Genomic DNA, 22281 nt, shown 5'->3' on the forward strand with positions numbered 1-22281 from the left:
GCGATTAACCCTATGCCAAAGCTGATTGCATTTGACCAGGAGGCCCGCGAGGGCATCCAGCGCGGTGTAGACACGCTGGCCGACGCCGTCAAGGTCACCCTCGGCCCCCGCGGCCGCAACGTCGTGCTGTCTAAGGCTTTTGGTGGCCCGACCGTCACGAATGACGGCGTCACCATCGCCCGCGACATTGATCTCGACGATCCTTTTGAGAACCTCGGCGCCCAGCTGGTGAAGTCCGTGGCCGTCAAGACCAACGACATCGCCGGTGACGGTACCACCACCGCGACCTTGCTGGCCCAGGCACTCGTCTTCGAGGGCCTGCGCAACGTTGCCGCCGGTGCTAACCCGGTGGAGCTCAACAAGGGCATCGAGGCGGCCGCTGAAAAGGTCGTCGAGGAGCTCAAGAAGCGCGCCACCCCGGTGAACTCCTCCGCGGAAATCTCCCAGGTTGCTACCGTGTCCTCCCGCGATGCGGAGGTCGGCGAGATGGTTGCCGGCGCGATGGACAAGGTGGGCAAGGACGGCGTCGTGACCGTCGAGGAGTCCCAAACCATCGAGTCCACCGTGGACGTGACCGAGGGCATTTCCTTCGACAAGGGCTACCTCTCCCCGTACTTTGCGACGGAGGAGGAGACCTACAACGCCGTGCTTGACGACGCCGCAATTCTCCTCGTCCGCAACAAGATCTCCTCCCTGCCGGACTTCCTGCCGCTGCTGGAGAAGATCGCGGAGTCCTCGCGCCCGACGCTGATCATCGCTGAGGACATCGAGGGCGAGCCGCTGCAGGCGCTCGTCGTGAACTCCATCCGTAAGGTCCTCAAGGTCGCCGCCGTGAAGTCGCCGTACTTCGGCGAGCGTCGTAAGGGCTTCATGGATGACCTGGCTGTTGTCACCGGTGCTACGGTCGTCGACCCGGAGGTTGGCATCAACCTCAAGGAGGTTGGCCCTGAGGTTCTCGGTTCTGCACGTCGCGTCACCGTGTCTAAGGAGGACACCGTGATTGTGGATGGTGCAGGTACTGCTGAGGCCGTCGAGGAGCGCCGCGAGCAGATCCGGCGCGAGATCGAGCGCACCGATTCCACCTGGGATAAGGAGAAGCTCGAGGAGCGCCTGGCCAAGCTGTCTGGCGGTGTTGCCGTCATCCGCGTTGGTGCCGCTACCGAGACCGAGGTCAATGAGCGCAAGCTGCGCGTCGAGGATGCCATCAACGCCGCCCGCGCGGCCGTTGAAGAAGGCGTTATCGCCGGCGGCGGCTCCGCACTGGTTCAGATCTCCCAGGAGCTCAAGGCCTTTGCCGAGGGCTTCGAGGGCGAGGCCAAGATTGGCGTGCAGGCTGTGGCCCGTGCGCTGACCCGCCCGGCCTACTGGATCGCTGAGAACGCCGGCCTGGATGGTTCCGTCGTCGTCGCCCGCGTTGCCGAGCAGGCCAACGGTGAAGGCTTCAACGCCGCCACCCTGGAGTACGGCAACCTGCTGGAGCAGGGCATCATCGACCCGGTAAAGGTCACCCACTCCGCCGTGGTTAACGCCGCCTCCGTGGCCCGCATGGTGCTCACCACCGAGGCTTCCGTCGTGGAGAAGCCCGCCGAGGAAGAGCCGGCTCAGGCTGGACACGCGCACGCGCACTAAACGTGCACGCGGGAAACCTACGTTTCCCGCGTCGCCACAAGGGTTCCCGCGTCGCCACAAGGGTTCCCGCGTAGCCATAAGGAATTCCCGCAGGGAGCGGTGGCTCCCCGCGTGGCCATAAGGAAGGCCCGCCGCCCGCATCCATCGCGGGGAGGCGGGCCTTTGCTGTGGGGGCGGGAATCTCCGCCCCGTTATCAGACTGTGGAGCCGTAGAACAAGAACTCATCACCGCCACCGACACCATCGGGCACCTGCGCGTGCTTTTCTCCCGCCTGGCAGAACCCCGCGCGGGCGGGCCCGCAACTTATTCCTTCAACGTTCCTTCCGCCTTCGGTCAGGCCGCTATCGAGGTCAATGGAGTCAAGAAAGGTCGCCGCTTCGAGCGCACCGGCGGCATGTGCCCGTGGTGTGAGGGCAGGGGCGAGGTGGGGGGGACGTCGACAAGCGCCAGCTCGTCGATGAGTCCCTGTCCCTCAACGACGGCGCCATCATGTACCCCGGCATGAAGGTGGACTCGTGGATGTGGCGCGCCTACGCCGAGCCCGGGTTGTATCCGGCCGACGTGCCGGGCCAGGGCTTTACCGAGGAACAAAAGTGCAACCTGTATGAGACCAAGGTCGGCGGCGTCAACATGAGTTACATGGGGCTGGTCACGCGGGAACGTGTTGAGCGTCCCTACAGAAGCATATGCGTGCCTTTGTCGAGCGCGCAGTGGTCTTTGTGGACTGCCCAGCCAGGGTACGCGCTTGGCGCAGCACGCGCGGGAGTCCTACCTCAACGGCGTCTCCATCGCGGAGGTCTGCGACATGGAGCTTGCCGACGCCGCCGCATGGCTCCGTACCATCAACGCACCCCTTGCCGTGGCCCCGTTGCGCGGGTTGGAGACAGCCCTGGATTTGGGGCTGGGCTACCTGACGTTGGGGCAGTAGCTCTCGATGCTCTCCGGCGGCGAGGTCGTGGCGGCCTGCCCGCCGTGCGAGTTCCTCGACAAGGACACGTTGACCGCCCGCTACCTAGCGCAGGTGCTGTAGAACTGGCGGCTTCTACCGGCCTCCAATTGCCGGCTGCTGAATATCAGCGCAGCCTGCTTAACGCCATGGCTGGGGGAGGGCGGACTAGGCGCCGACGGTCGCGTGGGTGCGGCGCGAGCGCAAGGCAACGACGCGCTCGGATTCGCTCATGCCGCCCCACACGCCATAGGGCTCGCCGGATGCGAGGGCGTGTTCGCGGCACAATTCGATGACTGGGCAGGTGTGGCAAATAGCCTTGGCGCGGTTTTCGCGCTGGGCGCGGGCGCGACCGCGCTCGCCGTCTGGGTGGTAGAACACGTCAGAGTTTTCCCCACGGCAAGCGCCGTGTAGCTGCCAATCCCAGAAGTCCGTATTGGGCCCGGGGAGCAGGAAAGGCTGAGACACGTTCGATTCTCCTTATTCGTCAAAGATAGAGTTTCCAAGCGCGAGGCGTGCTGTAAGCGCGACTCAACACGGGAGATGGTCCCGTGAGCGCTAGGGCGAAGTAAGACGAGATAGAAGTGTGTCTTCCCTTGGTAAACGGCGCGTTAAGCATTGCTGACATGCAGGTGTAACGAGCCGAAATTCCTCACGTTTACCCAGTATGACCTGCATTTAAGGTTAAGATGAACGATGAATGAACTTTTTATCACAGCTCAAAAGCCGGGGAATGGACCCGTCGTTTCGGGTTTCGCCAAATGGTTATGACATGATGTTCATGCAGAATATGTAGTAATGAATTAAACGAATTCATTCAGAAAAGACTTTAGGCAGAAGAGCACAAAGCAGAAGAGCAAGGATGGCAGTGGCTACACATGCTACAGGCGCAGGCGGCTCCTCCACAGCGGCGAAGCGCGACAGCGATAAGGAACTAGCGGACCTCGTTCCGCTAGCCGTCGACGGTAGCCGCCGTGCCCTGCAGCGCATCATGCGCATCATTCACCCGCAGGTCCTGCGCTATTGCCGCGCACGCATTGGCGGTCACCGCCAGCCCACGGCGGAGGATGTGGCACAAGAGATCTGCTTGGCGGTGGCGACGTCGATTGGCACGTACAAGGACAAGGGCCGCCCGTTTATGGCCTATGTGTATGGCATCGCTGCCCACAAGGTGACCGACGCTCACCGGGCCCTCAGCCGCGACCACACCCACCCGACGGAAGACCTTCCGGAAGACGCCGCTCAGGACGCTACCCCCGAAGAATCCGCCCTTGAAGTAGACGGTAGTAACAGAGTGCGGGCAATGCTCGATACGTTAAGTGACAAGGCCCGGGACATTATCATCTTGCGTGTGTTCGTGGGGCTGTCGGCAGAGGAGACTGCGGAAATTGTGGAGTCTACCCCTGGCGCAGTCCGCGTGGCGCAACATCGTGCACTTGCGCAATTGCGCAAATCCCTCGATTCGCACGAGACGTCGTGAACCAGCAGTGTGAACCAGTAGTTGGGCTAGCCCAGAGCTAGCAGTGAGCCATCGGTACTTGGCACCGACAAATTAAAATTTTACTAATAAGGAAGGGAGGACATCATGGCAAAAAAGGACCAGCCTCAGCAGGGTGTCGCTGAGCAGCTGCAGCCTTTGGTCGATGATGATGCATTCCTCACCACTCTCTCCGAAGGAACGGATCCCTCCGATGGCGGTGATGAGTTGGCGGGTCTTCTGCTGGAGCTGCGCGGGGACGTCGAAAAGCAGATGCCCCCGGCCCCCCTCATCGAAGGCGCGGAGGAGGAGCCGGAGGTTATTTCCCTCGGCGCGGCACGTCGCCGTCGGAGCAAGCCATTCATGCACGGCCTCATTGGAGCGGCCGCAGCTACGCTGCTCATTGCAGGTACCGGAGCTGTGGTGGTCAACGCCGGACCGGGTTCCCCGCTGTATGGCGTGAACCAGTCGCTCTTCGGCGCAGACGAGCACGATGTGTCTGTGGTCGAGCTCGCCGGAACACTCGATGAAATGGAGAGGCGTTCCGCTGAGGGCGATATGGACGGCACCCGTCAGCTGCTTGAAGAAGCCCGGAAGATGGTGGATCAGGCCAAGCGGGAACGCGAGGCGGAGTCCCCGAGTACGACGAAACAACAGCCCCGCACCACGGTGACGCAGACGCAGACGGTGGAGAAGCCCGCCCCTGTAGAGGAGCAGAAGCCACCGGAGCCGGAGACCGTCACGCAGACCGAGACTGCGGTCTCTACCGTCGTGGTGACACGTACGGTATCGGCAGGTAACCCACTGGAGCCGCCGACGCAGAACCAGCCGGAGCCAAGTCAGCCGAGTGGTGGAGAGCAGGCGACGCCACCGCAGAATGACAACTCGGATGGCGCTGGGGATAACGGTCAGCTCCCGCCGCCGCAGTTCCAGCAATAAAACCACAAAGAACCTCTTTCCTCCCACACCAGGAGGAAAGAGGTTCTTGTCGTTGAGCTGCGCGGTACTTCAGCCGCGCTAGTAGCGCGAATCCATACCGTCGAGGTAACCCACCGCATAATCCCACGGAACATAGCGCATCGGATCCGGCTCGGCACCCGGCTCGTGCACGGGGGCGAGCTGGCCTGCCAGCGTAGCCTGCATGTTGGAGGCCATAATGTCCCACTCGTAGAAGTGGTTTTCTTCGCAGTCCTCGCAGAAAAAGAAGATGCCGTCGATGCCGCGCGGGCTCAAAACACGCGCAAACTCTTGGACCATGGCCAGATCATGAATGACGGCGAGACGGTCCTCCTCAGACAGCGGCTCGACGTGCTCATCCTCCTCGAGGAAGGAAGCTGGGTCGTTCGGGTCGTCCGCGAAGGGATCGCGGGGCATGTTGGCGAAAAAGTTCACGTCTGCGAGCCTATTGACTCCGTGCGCGCAAGGCAATTCCCTATAGAGACTTTTTCTATACCCACGGCTACCACTACGGGGCGTCCACGCACTACAGTGAGGGCTACCGCATACAACTATCTGGTCAGTTTAGGAGAGCCCCACCCTCATGAGCCACGTCCACACCGGCGGAGACAACCCCGACAAGATTGCACTCTACGGCCTTACTTTTGATGATGTTCTGCTGCTTCCCGCAGAATCCAACGTCGTTCCCTCCGAGGTGGATACCTCGGCGCAGTTCACCCGCAACATTCGCCTCGGCGTGCCTCTGGCTTCCGCCGCGATGGATACGGTGACCGAGGCCCGCATGGCCATCGGCATGGCGCGTCAGGGCGGCATCGGCGTCCTGCACCGCAACCTTTCCGCAGAGGAGCAGGCTCAGCAAGTAGAGATTGTGAAGCGCTCCGAGTCCGGCATGGTCACCGACCCGGTCACGGCCACCCCGGACATGACTATCGACGAGGTAGACACGCTGTGCGCGCGGTACCGGATTTCGGGCCTGCCGGTCGTCGATAAGCAAGGCACCCTCGTGGGCATCTGCACTAACCGTGACATGCGCTTCGAGCCGGATTTCTCCCGCAAGGTTTCCGAGATCATGACCCCGATGCCGCTAGTCGTGGCCAAGGAAGGCGTCAGCAAGGAAGAGGCGCTGGAGCTGCTGTCCGCCAACAAGGTGGAGAAGCTGCCCATCGTTGATGATGAGAACAAGCTCGTCGGCCTCATTACCGTCAAGGACTTTGTCAAGACCGAGCAATTCCCCAACGCCTCCAAGGATGCTTCCGGGCGCCTTCTCGTGGCGGCGGGCATCGGTACCGGTGAGGAGTCCTACCAGCGCGCAGGCCAGCTTGTCGACGCCGGCGTAGACGTCCTCGTCGTCGACTCCGCCCACGCCCACAACAACCGCGTGCTGGAGATGGTCTCCCGCGTGCAGAAGGATTTTGGTGACCGCATTGACGTCATCGGTGGCAACCTGGCCACCCGTGCTGCTGCACGCGACATGATTGAGGCCGGCGCCGACGCCATCAAGGTCGGCATCGGACCGGGTTCCATTTGCACCACGCGCGTTGTGGCGGGTGTAGGTGCCCCGCAGATCACCGCCATCATGGAGGCCGCCGCCGTGGCAGGTCCGGCGGGTGTGCCGGTTATTGGTGACGGCGGCATGCAGTACTCCGGTGACGTCGCCAAGGCCCTGGCGGCCGGCGCCGATGCCGTCATGCTGGGCTCCATGCTGGCCGGTACCACGGAGGCACCGGGTGACATCGTTGTGGTCCAGGGCAAGCAGTACAAGCGTTACCGCGGAATGGGTTCCATGGGTGCCATGCAGGGCCGCGGCCTGACGGGCGAGAAGCGCTCCTACTCCAAGGACCGCTACTTCCAGGCCGACGTCAAGAGTGAGGACAAGCTGGTGCCAGAAGGCGTGGAGGGACGCGTGCCTTTCCGCGGTGATATTGATGCCATCGTTCACCAGATCGTGGGCGGCCTGCGCGCTTCCATGGGCTACACCGGCTCCGCTAACCTGGCTGAGCTCAAGACCAAGCAGTTTGTCCAGATCACCGCTGCGGGCCTTAAGGAGTCTCACCCGCACCACCTTCAGCAGATCGTCGAAGCTCCGAACTACCGCTAAGGACTAAGAATGCGCGATTACGTAGAAATCGGCGTGGGCCGCGAGGCCCGCCGCACCTATGACTTGAACCAGATTTCCCTGGTGCCGACTCGCCGCACCCGTTCCTCCAAGGACGTGGACACCTCATGGCACATCGATGCCTACACCTTCGACGTTCCGTTCGTTTCGGCGCCGACTGATGCGCTGGCCACACCCGAATTTGTTATCGAGATGGGCAAACAGGGCGGTCTAGGCGTCATCAATGCCGAAGGCCTGTGGGGCCGTCACGAGGATTTGGAAGGCGCGATTGCCCGCGTGACGGAGAACTTCGGCGACCTGTCCACGCTGCAGGAGCTGCACGCAGCACCCCTGAATGAGGAGTTGCTGGCAGAGCGCATCGCGCAGGTGCGCGATTCCGGCGTGACCGTGGCCGTGCGCGTCTCCCCGCAGCACGCCCGCGAGCTGGCGCCCGTGGTTATTAAGGCCGGCGCGGAGTTGCTGTTCATCCACGGCACTTTGATTTCCGCCGAGCACGTGCAGACTGGCGGCGAGCCGCTCAACTTGAAGGAGTTCATCGGCTCGCTGGATACCCCGGTGGTGGCCGGTGGCGTGGCGGATTACACCACGGCGCTGCACCTCATGCGCGCGGGCGCTGCGGGCATCATCGTCGGCGCCGGTGTGAACACCAACCCGGAGACCGTAGGTATTGATATCCCCATGGCGACGACCATCGCGGATGTTGCGGCCGCACGCCGCGACTACCTGGATGAGACCGAGGGCCGCTACGTGCACGTGCTTGCCGACGGCGACATCTTCACCTCCGCAGACATCGCCAAGGCCATTGCCTGTGGCGCTGATGGGGTCGTGCTCGGGCCAGTCCTGGCTCGCGCGGCGGAGGCTGGTGGCAAGGGCTGGTACTGGCCGTCCACGGCCGGCCACCCGCGTTTCCCGCGCGGCCTCATTGAGCCGATTGGCGTGGCCAATTCCCTCCTGGGCACCGGCACTTTTGGCGCCGATGTTTCGGGCACCGACGTTTCTGGCAACGCAACTTCTGGCGCCGCCGAGGATGCCTCAGCGGGTGCGCCTTCCTTGGAGGTCGTGCTCCATGGCCCGTCCAACGAGCCGCTGGGTGAGCTCAACTTGGTCGGTGGACTCAAGCGCGCCATGGCAAAGTGCGGCTACACGGATTTGAAGTCCTTCCAGAAGGTTGGTCTGGCCGTCCGTTAGTGCTGCGGACGCAGCTGTGCGCAGGCGCGGCTGCCCGTACGCGCGGCCACCGGCGGGAGCGGCTGCCTGTAGGTGCGGCTACCCGTCGGGGCAGCCGACTGCCGGAGGAACACTGCGGTGATCGACAAAGCTTCGATCTACTTCGCTGTCTTGGCGGCTCGTGTCCTGGCTTAGCGCTCTGCGGGGTTGAGCACCGATGGTGCTTCCACGTTGGAGTTGCAGCTGCAGTTGCGCGGCTTCTGAAACAACAGCAGGCGGGGCTTTTTCAGGCGGCGTGGGCGCAGTGCCACTTTGCGGAAAACCACGCGCCCGCGCACCGGTGCCATGGTTTGCAGCACCGAGGCCACCACGACCAGCCCGATGGCCGCCAGCTTGAGCTGGGACACGTTCTGGGAGAGCAGGAGCCAGCCAAAGAGTGCGGCGAAGACGGGCTCCAAAGCGATCAGGATGGAAAAGACGTTGGGGGCAAGCCTGCGCAGCGCAAGGAATTCCAACGAGTAGGGGATGAGAGAAGCCAGCACGCCCGTGCCCAGAGCAAGCAGCAGTAGCGAAGGATCGCTCGCTAGAGCCATCGCCCCGCGCCCACCCACTGGCAGGAGCACCAAGCCACCGATGAGGAAAGCCACGGCCAAACCGTCTTGGCCGCTAAAGAGCGCGCCGGCCTTCTTGCTGGCCAGGATGTAAGCAGCCCACATCGCGCCGGCGCACAGCAAGAAGAACACACCTCGCAGGTCGAGGGGATCTCCGTTGAAAGAGTCCAGGCCCATCAAACCCATACCGAGAAGAGCGAGGGCGACGCAGGTGGCGTCGCGAGGCGAGCGTGAGAGGCACGCCGCCAGCAGTAGCGGGCCGAGGAACTCGATGGTCACGGCAGGACCTAGCGCAACAAGCTCGATGCCGGCATAGAAGAATCCATTCATCAGACCCAGCGTGAGGCCGAAAATGCTCGCGGAGATCCACTTCTCACGGCTCCACGTGCGCACGCGCGGTCGCGCAATGGCGAGCAGGATCACGGCGGCGAAGAGCAAACGCAGCGAAGCGGTGCCCCAGGGCCCGCCGATGGGGAAAAGCTGGATGGCGAGGCTCGCTCCGAGCTGGATTGAAATGCACGAGCCGATGACGCACAGAACGGCAAGGGGATTGGTCATGCAGTCCATTGTGGGGTGGGAAGAACTGTTAGTCTATCTACAGTTTTTAACACGTACCTGTTAGGCATTCTGTCATGTTGGATCTTCATCGCCTGCGCATTCTCTCCGAGCTGCAACGCCTCGGCACCGTCACTGCCGTGGCGGAATCGCTGCGCTATACGCACTCGGCCATCTCCCAACAACTGGCACAGTGTGAAAAAGACGTCGGCGTGGCGCTCTATGAGAAAGTCGGCCGGCGAGTGCGTTTGACGGAGCAGGGGAAAATCCTCGCGTCTTATGCTGAGCGGATGCTCGCCTTGGCGGATGAGGCCGAGTCACAGGTCATTGCATCCACCAACGCGGTGCGTGGCACGATCAAGGTCACGACGTTTCAGACCATCATGTCCTCGCTGGTCCCGCGGGCGCTGACGGAGCTAGCCAGGGAGTACCCGGACCTGCGCGTGCAGATCATCCAGCGCGAAGCCGATGGCGCGATGGAGCTGCTGGCGCGCCGGGAGGTGGACCTCATCCTGGGTGAAGAGTATGAGTCGGACATGCCCGCCACGGATGAGCACACCCACCGGGAGCTGCTTCTCGACGACCCCCTACGCCTCATCACCCCACTCACCGGCCCCTGGAACACACTGCGCTTAGAGGATTTTGCAGCGTTCGATGGCGAAATCCCTTTTGCCATGGACCCGGAGGAGTTTTTATTGGGGCGCTTCGTCCACCGTCTGTGCCGCCGGCATGGTTTTAACCCCAGCGTGCTCTATGAAACCCCGGATCCCTTCTTGCACGCGCACTTGGTGCGCACGGGCCACGCGGTGGCGGTGATTTCGGACCTTTTTCTTGAGGAGATCGAAGGCGTACGTGTGGTTGCTTTGCCTGGTAATCCCACCCGCACGCTCTACACAGCGGTGCGTGCTGGACGCGAGGGGCACCCCGCTCTGCGGGCGTTTCGGGCGGCATTGGGCAAGGCGGCTGCCACCGCTAAAGATTTTGGACCTCTCCCTGCGGTCTAGGGCGCGGGTTCTTGCGTTAAACTGATGACCGTGACTAACCCAAATGCAACCCCGCGTCCTGTCCTCGTGGTGGACTTTGGCGCCCAGTACGCGCAGCTCATCGCCCGGCGCGTGCGTGAGGCCAACATCTACTCCGAGGTTGTCCCCAACTCTGCCTCCGTGGAGGACATCAAGGCCAAGAACCCGGCCGCGCTGATCCTCTCCGGTGGCCCGTCCTCCGTATACGCGGACGGCGCCCCTGCTCTGAAGCCGGAGCTGCTCGAGCTCGGCATCCCGGTCTTTGGTATCTGCTACGGCTTCCAGTCCATGACCCAAGCCTTGGGCGGCACCGTGGCCTCCACTGGTGCCCGCGAGTACGGCCGCACGGACATGACCGTGTCCGGCGGCGTGCTGCACAAGGGCCTGGAGGACACCCACAAGGTGTGGATGTCTCACGGCGATTCGGTCACTGAAGCCCCGGAGGGCTTTGAGGTGACCGCGTCGTCGGAAGGCGCTCCCGTGGCAGCCTTCGAGTGCCTGTCCAAGCAGATGGCCGGTGTGCAGTACCACCCGGAAGTTCTTCACTCGCCGCACGGCCAGGAGGTGCTCACGCGATTTTTGACTGAGGTAGCAGGCTTGGAGCAGAACTGGACCGCAGAGAACATTGCGGAGCAGCTCATTAACGATGTGCGCGAGCAGATCGGTGAGGAAGGCCGTGCAATCTGCGGCCTGTCTGGTGGCGTGGATTCCGCCGTAGCCGCAGCCCTCGTGCAGCGCGCTATCGGTGACCGTTTGACCTGTGTCTTCGTTGACCACGGCCTGCTGCGCGCGGGTGAGCGTGAGCAGGTGGAGAAGGACTTCGTGGCGTCGACTGGCGCCAAGCTCATCACCGTGGATGAGCGCGAGGCCTTCCTCAACAAGCTGGCCGGTGTGACCGAGCCGGAGGCCAAGCGTAAGGCCATCGGTGCGGAGTTCATCCGTTCCTTCGAGCGCGCCGTCGACCAGGCTCTGGACGGCCAGGATGCCGCGTTCTTGGTGCAGGGCACGCTGTACCCGGACGTCGTGGAGTCCGGTGGCGGTGACGGTACTGCGAATATTAAGTCCCACCACAATGTGGGCGGCTTGCCTGATGATGTCGAGTTCGAGCTCGTCGAGCCGCTGCGCCTGCTCTTCAAGGATGAGGTCCGTGCGGTTGGCCGTGAGCTGGGCCTGCCGGAGGAAATTGTGGCGCGCCAGCCTTTCCCGGGCCCGGGCCTGGGCATCCGCATCATCGGCGAGGTCACCGAGGAGCGTCTGGAGACGCTGCGCCAGGCGGACCTCATCGCGCGTACCGAGCTGACCAACGCTGGCCTGGACGGCGAGATCTGGCAGTGCCCGGTGGTGCTGCTTGCCGACGTCCGCTCCGTCGGCGTCCAAGGCGACGGCCGCACCTATGGCCACCCGATCGTCCTGCGCCCAGTGTCCTCCGAGGACGCCATGACCGCGGACTGGACCCGCCTGCCGTACGACGTGCTGGAGAAGATCTCCACCCGCATCACCAACGAGGTCAAGGAAGTCAACCGCGTGGTGCTCGACGTAACCTCGAAGCCGCCGGGAACCATCGAGTGGGAATAAACACTGCCGAAAGATACTGGAACAAGCACTGCATCAGTGCAGCGGCGTTCTCAGCGAGATAGCGTAGTGCTCAAAGCGCGAAGGGAAGCAAACTCCCCGACGCTGCGTAGCGCGGCCGTGCCTCTAACCAACGGGGCGCGGCCGCGTTCCCCGTTTCGGCCCTAGCATTCAACGCTGCGGATTGGCGCAGATGGGGGTGCTAGGCTCCTGCGTACCCTCCAGGTTGACCGCTACAAGCTCCAGCCTGTACGTCGCACAGCACTAATACGCATACCTCTATAACGCGCGCGCGAGTAGCCGCACGCCGAGTGGGTTTTCTCAGCGAGCGGCTGGTTAAAGCGGCTGTGTGACGCAGCGTGTCGGGGACTGGTGAGCCTGCGGAGCAGTATCGCCCCCGAGCCCAGGGGCGAGGCTCTACGGGCCGGAGGAGCTCGTTGGGCGGTTCGGAGGCTCGCCGGAGTCACGCGGCGGCGCCCCAGGGCCGGAGCCGTAAGGCGGTCCGGGCGAGCCGTATGTCGGCGGATCCGTGGATGTTCGAGCAGCCCTACTCTCTGGAGCATGATTAGCTGTACGTTTAGTAGCATGCGGCGGGTGAGCCGGGCTTTCGATGGGAATTGGCGGCCCCGCCCACGGCGGCAGGTAGTGCACGCGGCCATCGATGCGGTCGAGGTGCCCGCGGCCGGTGGGCTTTTCCGGGTCATCGTCATTGACCGCATTGTGGTAGGCGCACAACGGCACCAAGTTGGTCATATTCGTCGGCCCGCCATCTTGGAAGCGGGTGAGGTGATGAATCTGTGAGTCCTCGGCGGGTGCGTTGCATCCCGGCCACGCGCACGTCGGGTGCTCCGCAGACAAGGCGAGCCGCTGCTTTAAATTGGCAAAGCGGCTCGCCATGTACAGATTCACGGGGCCGTGATGGGGATGGACGAGGGTGATGAGGCCGACGTCGGCAAGCTTTTCGCGCACGAACTCCGCACCCGTCATCGTCGCGCCATTCGTCAGCTGCAGTTCGATCTCTTCACCATCACCATCGACGATGCGGTCCAGCTCATCCAAGCGCACGATGACGTTCGACTGCAGCGTCTGGCCGGAACCACCGCCGCCGCGGAACACGGTATGCGCTGCGGTGAGCAAATCTTGATCCGTGGACTTGAGCACGGCCAACAGCTTGGAAATATTGAGCGAGGAATCCGTAATGCTCAGCGTGTGGTTGCGGCCCGCGCGCCGCGTCACCCGCACGCCCGGTGCAGGGTCCTTCGGCGGACGCCATTCTTTGAGCTTGGCCTTCGCCACCATGGGGATTTTCTCCCGCGGGGTAGCAGCCAGTAGTTGGCGCAGCTCCCAGGCCCTGCGGGCTTTAAGCTTGGAACAGTAGCGCTCAATCTCAAGGAGCGTGAACACGTCGTGGCCCGTACGGCGTGCCTTGCGCTGCCGGGAGCGGAACATCGTGTCCCCGAAATACACCGCGTGCAGATTCAGCAGCTTCTCCGCGAAATCTGGTCGCGCACCCATCTGAACCAGCTGCGCGCGCGTAACACCGGCGCATTGCTCGACGACGTCCAGCCCGCGCGCTAGTGCTTGAATGTAACCCCCCAGTTGCATAGCCCACAGCCTAAACCAGGCCGGGGAACCACGCTACTTGAGCGCAGAAATCGCAGCGCAGAGCTTATCGACGTCCCCCTCTTCCGTCGACCACGCCGTACAAAAACGCACCACCCGCAGGCCTTCGTGTTCTTCGAAGAATTGGCACACGAAGTCCTGCGAGAGTTTGTCTTCCTGCTCGCGGGTTAGCAGAGCGAACTGCTGATTGGTGGGAGAGTCAAAGAGCATGTCGATGCCTGCGGCGCGGAATGCCTCGGCGATGCGCTGGGCCTGGGCGTTGGCGCGGGCGCAGATCTGTTCGTAGAGGGTGGTTGCTGCCGCGCTGTTTACCTCATTGCCCGGGGTGGCTGCTTGAGCGCGAGTGCAGGTTGCGTTTGCTCCAGTTAACGCGTCGGTGGGGGCATTAGGTGGGGCGCTGAAGAGGGCAGCGAATTGCGCGCCGAGCAACCAGCCCTTAGCCAGCAGGCCACCGTTTTGTTTCATGGCATTGCGAAAGCGCGGCGCACCCGCGGGGAAGACGATGGCTTCGCCGAAGAGGGCGCCGCATTTGGTGCCGCCGATGGTGAAGACGTCGACAAGCGCGGCCAGGTCCGGCAGGGTGATATCTGAAGCGGACAGACCGTAGCCGAGGCGGGCGCCGTCGACAAACAGGCCCAACCCGTACTCATCGCAGACCGCGCGCAGGGCCACGAGTTCGGCGCGGGAGTAGGCGGTGCCAAACTCAGTGGGTTGGGTGATATAGACCAGCGCCGGCTCCGGCATGTGCTCTTCCACCCCGGAGGCGCGGTACTCATCCATGCACGCGCGGACCTGTGCGGCGGTGATCTTTCCCAGCTGGTTTGGCAGCGTGATGACCTTGTGCCCGGTGTGCTCGATAGCACCCGTCTCATGGGTGGCGATGTGCCCGCTATCCGCCGCAATAACACCTTCCCAGGGGCGCAGCCGGTGGGCGATGATGGTGGCGTTGGCCTGCGTGCCACCGACCATGAAATGCACCTCGGCGTTCGGTGCCTGGCAGGCAGCGCGGATGCGCGCAGCGGCCGTGTTGCAAAGCTCGTCGGTGCCGTAGCCGGCATAAGCCCCGCCTGCCCCCGCGATGGCATCAAGGACGCGGGGGTGAGCGGAGCGGTGGTAGTCGTTGCCGAAGTGAATCATGGTGGGCCAGTTTAGCCGGTGACGGTAAGCTCGCCGATACCTGCGTCGATGTGAATCTTCAACAGTGCATCAGGGTCCTGACGTTCGGTGCAGTTACTCTCACCCAGGCCGTCATCGCAGGTCAGCGAGACAGGGATGTCCTTCGGGAGGATGACCTCGACGGCACCGATGCCGGCGTCGACGGTGACATCGTGCTCGTCTTTCAGGCCGTGGAGCTGGCTGAAGTCTACCGTCGATTCGCCGATGCCCAGGTCGTAGTATTCCTTAAGCTCCTCTTCATGGGTGGGGGCAAAGTGCTGTTCACCGGCGTTAAAGCGGAAGCTGAAACCGGACTCCTCGTCGGCCTCGGCGACGAAGGTGACTCCAAGGAAGGCAATCGTCAGGGCCGCTCCCACAGCGCCGAGGGCAATCGCGCCCTCGACCCACTGCGAACCGCGCTTCTTTGTCGGTTCCTCCCGCGGGCCCGGCTCCGGCAGGTCCCAGGCATCGGGCACCACGCCGAGTGGATCCCAAGACGGCGGAGTCCTACGCCCTGGCGGGAAGGGGTGGCCGTCTGCCGGGGTATAAGGGTTGAGGTTGACAGGTTCCTCGCGCACCGGCTGCTCGGCGGCCAATAGCCCGCTGGGCGGTAGCGGTTCGCGTTGGTGAAGGGCGTACCACGCCAGCGCCAACAGTCCGAAGGTCAACACAGCGGGCGGAAGTCCGGCGAGGAATTGTCCGCTGAGGAACAGTGGGCCGGAGCTAAAAGTAAGAAGAACACCGACAATCAGAATCCAGCCGAGCTCTTGTTCCTCCTTGACACCATCCTTGCCCAAGGCCGCATCGAGCGGGCAGTAGGGCGAGCCAAAGCGCGGCATGAGCGCCCACGCGGCGAGGTAGGCGGCGATGCCACCGCCGAAGGCGAGTGACGCGACCACGAAGGCCACGCGCACGATCGTGGGGTCGAGCAGGTAGCGCACCGCGATGCCTTCGCAGACACCAGCGATCTGCGCGTCGCCGCCCTGTTTCTTGGGAAGGCGGACGGGGCGGGTCGTCCACATCTGGTTGAGCGTGCTGTTCTTCGTCATACTTTTATGGTGCCGCGTGGGGCCGCGTGGCGGTATCGGTAATCGCCCTGGTTTTTCGGCCTCAGGGTTGTCCCTGATGTGCCCGAGGATGGGGCGTGGGACCATAGCTAGTATGACTTCGCCCTATGTGCCCGCAGAAAACGCGGCGCCTTATCCCATGATGTCGCGCCCCCAGTCTGGCCGCGTGGTCGCCGGCGTGGCGGCGGGATTGGCGCAGAATCTTGGGGTCTCGGCGCTCTCCGTGCGCATCGTTTTGACCGCGTTGACCTTGCTGGGCGGGGTGGGGGCGATGGCCTATGCCGGTCTGTGGATTTTCACGCCCGCGCTTGACGACGCCCCCTCCACCCGCCGCAGCCCCCTCTCCCTCGTGCTGGTGCTCTTGGCGCTGGCGGGTAGCGCGGTGGGCGTGTTGGGGGTTTCGGGGGCGTCGTTAAGCGCGGCGGTGCCGTTGGCGGTGGTGGCCATCGGCGCGGTGTTGGCGTGGTTGGCCTATGACCGCGGCTTGAACACGCCGGTGGGTCTGGTTGCCGTGGCGGCGGGTGCCGTCCTGGTCATCGGTGGCGTCGTGGTGGCGGCGGTGACGTGGGAAAGCGGATCGGGCTCGGCGATCCTGGCCACGGCGCTGACGCTGGTGGGCTTTGGGGCGCTGGTGGTGCCGCTGGTGCTGAAGCTCTGGCGTTCGCTGTCGCAGGAGCAGGCGGCGAAGGCGGTTTCGGAGGAGCGCGCCGAGATTGCCGCCCGCCTGCACGATTCGGTGCTGCAGACGCTGGCGCTGATTCAGAAGAGGGCGGGGGATTCGCGTGAGGTGACGCGTTTGGCGCGCGCCCAGGAAAGGGAGCTGCGCGCCTGGCTTTTCGACGCCCCCTCTGCCACCCCCACCACCTGCTTTGGTGCTCTCGAAGCGGCGTGCGGGGAAGTGGAGGATCTCTTTGATATGCGGGTATCCGCGGTGACGGTGGGCGAAGACGCGGAGCTAACGGAATCCGCGAAGCTGCTTATCCAGGCAGCGCGCGAGGCCATGGTGAATGCCGGCAAGCACGCAAGCGTGGACGTGGTGGATGTCTACGCGGAGTTGTTGGCGGGCGAGCTGAGTATCTTTGTGCGCGATCGCGGGGTGGGTTTCGATGTGGAGGATATTCCCGCTGATAGGCACGGGATTCGTGACAGTATTCGCGCGCGCGTAGAGGGATCAGGTGGGTGCGTGCGGATTTCTTCGACCCCGGGGGAAGGCACCGAGGTGGAGCTGGCGGTAGCGTTATGAGCATGGTGAAGGTCTTTTTGGTTGATGATCACTCCGTCTTTCGCGCAGGCGTTCGCGCGGAGCTGGCGGCGGCCCCGGAGATTGAGATTGTGGGTGATGCTGGCACTGTCGCGGAGGCGCTGGAGGGCATTGCGCGGACCTCCCCGGACGTGGTGCTTCTTGATGTCCACATGCCCGACGGCGGCGGCCTCGCCGTTATTAATGGGACGGCACATCAGCCGGCGCGGCCGGTGTTTTTGGCGCTGAGCGTGTCGGATGCGGCGGAGGATGTGATTGCGCTGATTCGGGCGGGCGCGCGCGGGTATGTGACGAAGAATATTTCCGGCCCGGACCTGGCCGAGGCGGTGGTGCAGGTGCACAGCGGGGATGCGTATTTCTCGCCGCGCCTGGCGGGTTTTGTCCTTGATGCTTTTGCCTCCGGTTCGCCCGCCCCGGAGTCGGAGGAGGGGCACGACCCAGCGGTGGATGCGCTCACGCGGCGCGAGCTGGAGGTCTTGCGGCTGCTTGCGCGCGGCTATACGTACCGCGAGATTGGCAAGCAGCTGTTCATTTCGGTGAAGACGGTGGAAACGCACGCCTCCAATATTTTGCGCAAGACGCAGCAGTCCAACCGCCATCAGCTCACGCGCTGGGCCACCTCGCGCGACCTGGCTTAGACGCCCGGCCGAGGCGGGTTGGCAAAGGCGCTGGCGCAGACAGCCCCGCACAAACCAGGATCGGGGGCCGGTGGAGGTGGTCGCCGCTCACGCAGTTAGTCCGGCGGGGTTAGGCAGGGGGCGCGTAGGCGAGCTTGCGGGAGCCGTCAACGTGGGGGAAGAGCAAGAAGGCCGCGCCTGAAACGAGCACCCACACCAGCGCGCTGCCCCAGGCAGGAAGCGCGAGGAGCGGGGAGAACATGACCATCAGCCACAGCGCCATAAGCGGGATGAGCTGTGCGGCGTTGGGCAGCATGGTGACGTTGTGGCGCTGGGCATAATCGCGCAGATCAGCACGGTAGGGGTGCAGGAATACGAGCGCGCAGGCGGCGATGAGGAAGAGCAGGCTGAGTCCTAGCGCGAGGCCGAAGTGGATGCGGCTGCTACCTGCCGCCACGGCAGCGCCAGCTAGCAGCGAGGCACCGAGGCGTACCCACGGCGGAGTGGGGATAGGGGTGGTGTGCGCGCGGAGGGGATTCATGGCGCCTAACGCTACCAGCGCAATTGCGCGCGTCCGGAGAGAGGTTCATAATAGGAGCCATGAATCAAACAGGTGTTCGTGTAGCGGGTGGCTCCCGGGCTGACCAGATTGCGGTTCTGCGCACCCAGATTCAACGCCTGGAAACCCCGGATGATTCTGCGCAGGTGCAGCCGGAGGCGGAGCTCCTCGGAGTCCCTGAAAAGCTATCTGAGCTGCTCCCGGGTGGTGGTCTGCCCCGCAAGCAGGCAACCGCCTGTGCGGAATGTGCTGCGCTCGTGGTGGAGCTGATATCCCATGTTAGCGCGGCAGGCGGACACGTCGGGGTGGTGGGTTGGCCCGATCTCCTACTCGCACAAGTGGCCGAGGAGGGTGATGTCTCCCGGGTTATCACGGTGCCCGATCCAGGCGTAGAGCCCTGGGCGGTGACCGGCGTGCTGTGCGAGGGGCTGGATCTAGTCGTGCACAAAGGCACAGGCGTGCTGAGCCCCACGCGGGCGCGCCCCGTGCTGGCAAAAGTGCGGGCTGGGCAGGCGGCCCTGCTTACCGTGGGAACCCGGCTGCCGGGCACAGCCGTGGAGATAGGCGCGGAAGTTATCGCTGTGCATGGCGTGGGCCGGGGCAGCGGGCGGATTCGGGGGGTTGATATAGGGGTGCGGGTGGCGTCGGCAAGCATGCGCCCGCGCCGTGGAGTGCTCACATGTGGGCAGCGTCCGGACGCGCGCCCGCACTTGGAGGTCGTGTGAGGGTCGCGGCGCTGTGGTTCCCGGATTGGCCTATCCAGGCGCTGCAGGACGCAGACAGGGCAGCATGCGCTATCGCTGCCCAGCACCGCGTGGCGGTGTGCAACGCGGCGGCGCGCCGGGCGGGGGTGCGCCGCGGGATGCGCGTGCGCCAGGCCCAAGCTCTCCTACCGGAGCTGCGCGTGGAGGAGGCCAACCCGGACCGAGACGGCGTGGTCTTCGCGGAGATTGCCGCGGGGCTGGACGCGGTGGCCTCCTCGGTGGAGGTGCTGCGTCCGGGCCTGGTCATCGTGGATGCGGGCGCGGCCGGGCGTTTCCACGGCAGCGAGGAGAAAGCAGTGGAGATGCTTGTCGACGCCACCGCCAGATCCCACCTCGACGCCACCGTCGGCGTCGCTGATGAGATCGCCACCGCGCTGATTGCCGCGCGCCACCACAACCTGGGCGCGGTAGTCCCGGCAGGCGGCTCGCGTAGCTTTCTGGCTCAGCAGCCGGTGGGGGTATTGGCCGCGGAGGTGGCGCTGGGATGCACGGCGGACGTGGTGCATGCCTTAGAGCAGCTGGGCGTGCGCACGTTAGGGGAGTTGGCGAGCTTGTCGCTGCGCCAAGTCACCACCCGTTTCGGCGAGGCTGGACGGCGATGCCACGCGGTGGCTGCGGCGGCACCGGATCGGCGCGTGGCGCCGGAGCTTGTGCGCCCCGACTTAGGCGTGGAGCAGGGCTTCGAAGAACCCTTGGAGCGCGTGGATGCTGCGGCCTTTGCCGCGCGTCAGCTCGCGGCGCGCCTGCACGTGCTACTCGATGAGGCCGGCGTGGTGTGCCTGCGGCTGTGCGTTGCCGCGGAGTTCGAGGGGGGCGAGCGCCTGGAGCGGATCTGGCGTATCCAGGAAGCGCTCAGCGAGGCCGCTACAGCGGACCGCGTGCGCTGGCAGCTCGATGGTTGGTTGAGTGCTGCGCGGGCGGGTAGTGCGCCGGGTGAGGGAGGGGGCATCGTCAAGCTGGCGTTGGAGCCGGTGGAGGTTACCCCGCCGGGGGATGGGCTCCTGTGGGGCGCGGGCGAATCCGCGGAGCAGGCCAAGCGCGTCATCGCGCGGGTGCAATCCCAGCTGGGGGTAGATCGCGTGCTGCAGCCCCGCCCGGCGGGCGGGCGTGGGGTGGCCGAGCGCATCGAGTACGTCCCCTACGGCGAACAGCGTGACCCGCAGCCGGAGGGCACCTGGCCCGGGCGCATCCCCGCGCCGCTCCCGGCAAGCCTGGCGCACCCGGCCGCGCGGATCCGGCTTATCGACGCCTCATCGAAAGACATCATCGTCACCGCCGAGGCCCTCCTCTCCGGGGAGCCGGCGGGCCTGGGGTGGGGGCGCCACCGCTACCGGGTGACCGGTTGGGCTGGCCCGTGGCCCGTGGACTCTGAGTGGTGGGAAGCAGGTGCGGCGCAGCGCTGCGCGCGCCTGCAAGTCGTCGGGGAAAACGAGAAAGGCCAGCGCGCCTGGCTCCTCGTGTGGGCAGGCGGACGCTGGTCGGTGGAGGCAACCTATGCCTGAACTGTTTAGTTCAGAATGTCGATAACCAGGCGCGTCGGTGCCTTGAGCACCTGAACCGAGTATGGGTGGCGCCCATCAAGCCCGATGACAAACTGCGAGCGGGCCTCGAAGGTGCCGCTGCTGACCACCTGGGTCACCAGCCCGCCGGCGCCCTTCACGGTACCGATATTCGGGTCTTCCATATCAAGTTGGAAAGGGTAGGCGGTGCCGTCGATGCTGACGTCGAGCGCGGTGGAACCGTTGTAAGCAATCGGGTTGCCGGAGCCCTGCTGGGCGGGGGAATCGGTGTAATCGATGAACCAGCCCGGTGAACCGTCCCCGACAAACTCGAAGACCACGCGGTCAAAACCTTCATGCTTGCCCACGCGGACATCGGTCACCACCAGTTCCGAGGGAGCTGGTGGACGGAGGGTTTTCATCTCCATGTTGGCGTCGCCCAGCGGGGTCAGCCCAGCCGGTGCGGCGGGGGAGGGGGCAGTGGGAGTAACGGTAGCCGTGGAGGTGGAGGCGCCGGACAGGGTGGCGTCGAGAGTCTTCGTGGGGCCGTCGGAGCTGCCGTCCGGAGCGGAAGACGGAGCGCATCCCTGAAGCGCGAGTGCACCCGAGACAACGAGTGCGGCCACTGGGGCGGCTGTGCGCAAGAGGTTATGTTTCGGCATGACTTCGAGCGTAGTGGCACTACGGGGAATTATATGCATCGAGCTAAGCATCGTAACCACATTGTTGTGAAGAAAGTGATGCCAGTTAAGATGGCGCCATGACCTTCTGCTCCGACGTCCAGGTCGAGCCCCTGGCCGGTACCGCAAAACAAGAATCTGTGTACGTCCTCTTTGAGTGGCCCACGGCCTGGTCTCGTGACGTGCTTGACGGACGTACCTTTGGCCCCGGCTTGACTGCGAAGCTCAAGGCCAAGCTCAAAGGCGTGGCGGGCCTGCAACTCATTCGCCGCCCTGGGCGTGCCGGGCACGAGCGGGGCACGGGGCACTTCCGCTGTTTCGTCGTGTGGGCGCGAGAGGGACTGGTGCAGGACTACGTCCTGACCGGCCCAGAGGACATCCTTGAACTCGATCTTGAGCATCCCACCGGAACCTGCCTGCCCCTGGTGCTCGTATGTACCCACGCCAAGCGTGACGCCTGCTGCGCTATCAAGGGGCGCCCGCTTGCCGCCTCCCTGGCGTGCGAATTTGAGGAGACCGTGTGGGAAACCTCCCACACCAAAGGGCACCGCTTCGCGCCGTCGGTGTTGCTGATGCCCTGGGGATATTCCTTTGGCCGCCTCAACGTGGAAGCCGGCCGCGAACTCGTGGGCAAGGCACTGCACGGCGAGTATTTTTACCCCGCCAACAGAGGTTCCGGTCTTCACACGCCCCAAGGCCAGGTAGCGGAGCTTGCGGTAGCCCGCCAGCTTCTCGACGCCTCCGAGCCCCTCCACTACGGCGACCTCACCGTCGACGCGGCGGAAACCCCCGCCGCGAAGAATAGCGTCGTTGTGCGCCACCGCGACGGCCGCGCATGGGACGTAGAGCTCGAAGAAAAAGAGGCCTCCGGCGTCGTCTCTTCCTGTGGAGACGAGCCGAAGACCTCTTCCTACTTTGCTATGCGCCGCGTCTTGCGACGCGGCACGTAGGATAAGGACGCGGCGCATAAGATACGAACGCGGCGCTTAGAGTACGGGCGTGG

General features: G+C 64.3%; 22 protein-coding genes. 14 read left to right on the forward strand and 8 right to left on the reverse strand.

Annotated features, from left to right (window positions below; all coding sequences use genetic code 11):
• Positions 1 to 12 precede the first annotated feature (12 nt).
• The 3 genes from groL (at position 13) to HMPREF2996_RS12970 (ending at position 2558) form a co-directional block, all read left to right on the forward strand.
• Complete coding sequence (gene groL, locus HMPREF2996_RS05700) at positions 13 to 1629, forward strand: chaperonin GroEL (RefSeq protein WP_070644420.1); 1617 nt, start codon at positions 13 to 15, stop codon at positions 1627 to 1629.
• A 167-nt stretch (positions 1630 to 1796) separates the two neighbouring features.
• A complete protein-coding gene (locus tag HMPREF2996_RS12660) occupies positions 1797 to 2135 on the forward strand; it encodes a hypothetical protein (RefSeq protein ID WP_141757481.1) in 339 nt (112 codons plus the stop codon).
• A 240-nt stretch (positions 2136 to 2375) separates the two neighbouring features.
• Positions 2376 to 2558: a hypothetical protein gene (locus tag HMPREF2996_RS12970; RefSeq protein ID WP_246822989.1), complete on the forward strand. Its 183-nt coding sequence runs from the start codon at positions 2376 to 2378 to the stop codon at positions 2556 to 2558.
• A 186-nt stretch (positions 2559 to 2744) separates the two neighbouring features.
• Here HMPREF2996_RS12970 and HMPREF2996_RS05710 read toward each other — a convergent pair whose 3' ends face one another.
• Entirely contained in the window at positions 2745 to 3044 is a 300-nt protein-coding gene (locus HMPREF2996_RS05710) for a WhiB family transcriptional regulator (protein WP_070446497.1), read from the reverse strand.
• A 394-nt stretch (positions 3045 to 3438) separates the two neighbouring features.
• On the opposite strand from HMPREF2996_RS05710, the gene HMPREF2996_RS05715 reads away from it, so the two are divergent.
• Together HMPREF2996_RS05715 and HMPREF2996_RS05720 are read left to right on the forward strand one after the other, a co-directional pair.
• Positions 3439 to 4056 carry a sigma-70 family RNA polymerase sigma factor gene (locus tag HMPREF2996_RS05715; protein ID WP_070446495.1) on the forward strand — a complete coding sequence of 206 codons (618 nt, stop codon included), beginning with the start codon at positions 3439 to 3441 and terminating at the stop codon, positions 4054 to 4056.
• 105 nt (positions 4057 to 4161) lie between these two features.
• Positions 4162 to 4992 carry a hypothetical protein gene (locus tag HMPREF2996_RS05720; RefSeq protein ID WP_070730481.1) on the forward strand — a complete coding sequence of 277 codons (831 nt, stop codon included), beginning with the start codon at positions 4162 to 4164 and terminating at the stop codon, positions 4990 to 4992.
• A gap of 78 nt (positions 4993 to 5070) precedes the next feature.
• Here HMPREF2996_RS05720 and HMPREF2996_RS05725 read toward each other — a convergent pair whose 3' ends face one another.
• Positions 5071 to 5445 (reverse strand): DUF5319 domain-containing protein, encoded by a 375-nt coding sequence (locus HMPREF2996_RS05725; RefSeq protein ID WP_010189463.1) that lies wholly within the window; start codon positions 5443 to 5445, stop codon positions 5071 to 5073.
• Positions 5446 to 5593: 148 nt separating this feature from the next.
• Here HMPREF2996_RS05725 and guaB point away from each other — a divergent pair, with 148 nt between their 5' ends.
• Positions 5594 to 7108 carry an IMP dehydrogenase gene (gene guaB / locus HMPREF2996_RS05730; protein WP_070446490.1) on the forward strand — a complete coding sequence of 505 codons (1515 nt, stop codon included), beginning with the start codon at positions 5594 to 5596 and terminating at the stop codon, positions 7106 to 7108.
• A 9-nt stretch (positions 7109 to 7117) separates the two neighbouring features.
• The gene (locus tag HMPREF2996_RS05735; RefSeq protein ID WP_070446489.1) at positions 7118 to 8314 is read left to right on the forward strand and encodes a GuaB3 family IMP dehydrogenase-related protein; all 1197 of its coding nucleotides are present in this window, start codon (positions 7118 to 7120) and stop codon (positions 8312 to 8314) included.
• Between the two features lie 170 nt (positions 8315 to 8484).
• Here the strand turns inward: HMPREF2996_RS05735 and HMPREF2996_RS05740 are convergent, their stop codons facing one another.
• Positions 8485 to 9462: an EamA family transporter gene (locus HMPREF2996_RS05740; RefSeq protein WP_168166678.1), complete on the reverse strand. Its 978-nt coding sequence runs from the start codon at positions 9460 to 9462 to the stop codon at positions 8485 to 8487.
• A gap of 74 nt (positions 9463 to 9536) precedes the next feature.
• Here HMPREF2996_RS05740 and HMPREF2996_RS05745 point away from each other — a divergent pair, with 74 nt between their 5' ends.
• Positions 9537 to 10463: a LysR family transcriptional regulator gene (locus tag HMPREF2996_RS05745; protein WP_070730485.1), complete on the forward strand. Its 927-nt coding sequence runs from the start codon at positions 9537 to 9539 to the stop codon at positions 10461 to 10463.
• Between the two features lie 24 nt (positions 10464 to 10487).
• Positions 10488 to 12056 (forward strand): glutamine-hydrolyzing GMP synthase, encoded by a 1569-nt coding sequence (gene guaA / locus HMPREF2996_RS05750; protein WP_070730487.1) that lies wholly within the window; start codon positions 10488 to 10490, stop codon positions 12054 to 12056.
• A 414-nt stretch (positions 12057 to 12470) separates the two neighbouring features.
• Here guaA and HMPREF2996_RS05755 read toward each other — a convergent pair whose 3' ends face one another.
• Genes HMPREF2996_RS05755 through HMPREF2996_RS05765 form a run of 3 tightly spaced genes read right to left on the reverse strand, consistent with a single transcriptional unit; the run spans position 12471 to position 15880 of the window.
• Positions 12471 to 13658, reverse strand: coding sequence for an HNH endonuclease signature motif containing protein (locus HMPREF2996_RS05755; RefSeq protein WP_070730489.1), 1188 nt, complete (start codon positions 13656 to 13658; stop codon positions 12471 to 12473).
• Between the two features lie 33 nt (positions 13659 to 13691).
• Positions 13692 to 14813, reverse strand: coding sequence for a threonine aldolase family protein (locus HMPREF2996_RS05760; RefSeq protein WP_070710852.1), 1122 nt, complete (start codon positions 14811 to 14813; stop codon positions 13692 to 13694).
• An 11-nt stretch (positions 14814 to 14824) separates the two neighbouring features.
• Entirely contained in the window at positions 14825 to 15880 is a 1056-nt protein-coding gene (locus tag HMPREF2996_RS05765; protein WP_070730491.1) for a PspC domain-containing protein, read from the reverse strand.
• A 112-nt stretch (positions 15881 to 15992) separates the two neighbouring features.
• On the opposite strand from HMPREF2996_RS05765, the gene HMPREF2996_RS05770 reads away from it, so the two are divergent.
• Both HMPREF2996_RS05770 and HMPREF2996_RS05775 read left to right on the forward strand, forming a co-directional pair.
• Entirely contained in the window at positions 15993 to 17141 is a 1149-nt protein-coding gene (locus HMPREF2996_RS05770) for an ATP-binding protein (protein WP_083313788.1), read from the forward strand.
• Between the two features lie 2 nt (positions 17142 to 17143).
• Positions 17144 to 17797: a response regulator gene (locus HMPREF2996_RS05775; RefSeq protein ID WP_070730493.1), complete on the forward strand. Its 654-nt coding sequence runs from the start codon at positions 17144 to 17146 to the stop codon at positions 17795 to 17797.
• 109 nt (positions 17798 to 17906) lie between these two features.
• Here HMPREF2996_RS05775 and HMPREF2996_RS05780 read toward each other — a convergent pair whose 3' ends face one another.
• The gene (locus HMPREF2996_RS05780; RefSeq protein ID WP_070730494.1) at positions 17907 to 18317 is read right to left on the reverse strand and encodes a hypothetical protein; all 411 of its coding nucleotides are present in this window, start codon (positions 18315 to 18317) and stop codon (positions 17907 to 17909) included.
• Positions 18318 to 18376: 59 nt separating this feature from the next.
• Here HMPREF2996_RS05780 and HMPREF2996_RS05785 point away from each other — a divergent pair, with 59 nt between their 5' ends.
• The gene (locus HMPREF2996_RS05785) at positions 18377 to 19060 is read left to right on the forward strand and encodes a hypothetical protein (RefSeq protein WP_070730496.1); all 684 of its coding nucleotides are present in this window, start codon (positions 18377 to 18379) and stop codon (positions 19058 to 19060) included.
• The gene (locus HMPREF2996_RS05790; RefSeq protein ID WP_070710857.1) at positions 19057 to 20601 is read left to right on the forward strand and encodes a DNA polymerase Y family protein; all 1545 of its coding nucleotides are present in this window, start codon (positions 19057 to 19059) and stop codon (positions 20599 to 20601) included. Before HMPREF2996_RS05785 ends, HMPREF2996_RS05790 begins: the two co-directional genes overlap by 4 nt.
• A gap of 5 nt (positions 20602 to 20606) precedes the next feature.
• On the opposite strand, the gene HMPREF2996_RS05795 is transcribed toward HMPREF2996_RS05790, so the two are convergent.
• Positions 20607 to 21260, reverse strand: coding sequence for an AMIN-like domain-containing (lipo)protein (locus HMPREF2996_RS05795; RefSeq protein ID WP_070446467.1), 654 nt, complete (start codon positions 21258 to 21260; stop codon positions 20607 to 20609).
• 98 nt (positions 21261 to 21358) lie between these two features.
• On the opposite strand from HMPREF2996_RS05795, the gene HMPREF2996_RS05800 reads away from it, so the two are divergent.
• A complete protein-coding gene (locus HMPREF2996_RS05800) occupies positions 21359 to 22228 on the forward strand; it encodes a sucrase ferredoxin (RefSeq protein WP_070730498.1) in 870 nt (289 codons plus the stop codon).
• The last annotated feature ends 53 nt before the right edge of the window (positions 22229 to 22281 follow it).

The sequence above is a fragment of the Corynebacterium sp. HMSC066C02 genome, assembly GCF_001814945.1.
Lineage (GTDB): Bacteria > Actinomycetota > Actinomycetes > Mycobacteriales > Mycobacteriaceae > Corynebacterium > Corynebacterium aurimucosum.

Coding starts and splice junctions, on each gene's coding strand:
- groL (WP_070644420.1), top strand. CDS start 13: ATGCCAAAGCTGATTGCATTTGACCAGGAGGCCCGCGAGGGCATCCAG.
- HMPREF2996_RS05715 (WP_070446495.1), top strand. CDS start 3,439: ATGGCAGTGGCTACACATGCTACAGGCGCAGGCGGCTCCTCCACAGCG.
- HMPREF2996_RS05720 (WP_070730481.1), top strand. CDS start 4,162: ATGGCAAAAAAGGACCAGCCTCAGCAGGGTGTCGCTGAGCAGCTGCAG.
- guaB (WP_070446490.1), top strand. CDS start 5,594: ATGAGCCACGTCCACACCGGCGGAGACAACCCCGACAAGATTGCACTC.
- HMPREF2996_RS05735 (WP_070446489.1), top strand. CDS start 7,118: ATGCGCGATTACGTAGAAATCGGCGTGGGCCGCGAGGCCCGCCGCACC.
- HMPREF2996_RS05740 (WP_168166678.1), bottom strand. CDS start 9,462: ATGACCAATCCCCTTGCCGTTCTGTGCGTCATCGGCTCGTGCATTTCA.
- HMPREF2996_RS05745 (WP_070730485.1), top strand. CDS start 9,537: ATGTTGGATCTTCATCGCCTGCGCATTCTCTCCGAGCTGCAACGCCTC.
- guaA (WP_070730487.1), top strand. CDS start 10,488: ATGACCGTGACTAACCCAAATGCAACCCCGCGTCCTGTCCTCGTGGTG.
- HMPREF2996_RS05755 (WP_070730489.1), bottom strand. CDS start 13,658: ATGCAACTGGGGGGTTACATTCAAGCACTAGCGCGCGGGCTGGACGTC.
- HMPREF2996_RS05760 (WP_070710852.1), bottom strand. CDS start 14,813: ATGATTCACTTCGGCAACGACTACCACCGCTCCGCTCACCCCCGCGTC.
- HMPREF2996_RS05765 (WP_070730491.1), bottom strand. CDS start 15,880: ATGACGAAGAACAGCACGCTCAACCAGATGTGGACGACCCGCCCCGTC.
- HMPREF2996_RS05770 (WP_083313788.1), top strand. CDS start 15,993: ATGACTTCGCCCTATGTGCCCGCAGAAAACGCGGCGCCTTATCCCATG.
- HMPREF2996_RS05775 (WP_070730493.1), top strand. CDS start 17,144: ATGGTGAAGGTCTTTTTGGTTGATGATCACTCCGTCTTTCGCGCAGGC.
- HMPREF2996_RS05780 (WP_070730494.1), bottom strand. CDS start 18,317: ATGAATCCCCTCCGCGCGCACACCACCCCTATCCCCACTCCGCCGTGG.
- HMPREF2996_RS05785 (WP_070730496.1), top strand. CDS start 18,377: ATGAATCAAACAGGTGTTCGTGTAGCGGGTGGCTCCCGGGCTGACCAG.
- HMPREF2996_RS05795 (WP_070446467.1), bottom strand. CDS start 21,260: ATGCCGAAACATAACCTCTTGCGCACAGCCGCCCCAGTGGCCGCACTC.
- HMPREF2996_RS05800 (WP_070730498.1), top strand. CDS start 21,359: ATGACCTTCTGCTCCGACGTCCAGGTCGAGCCCCTGGCCGGTACCGCA.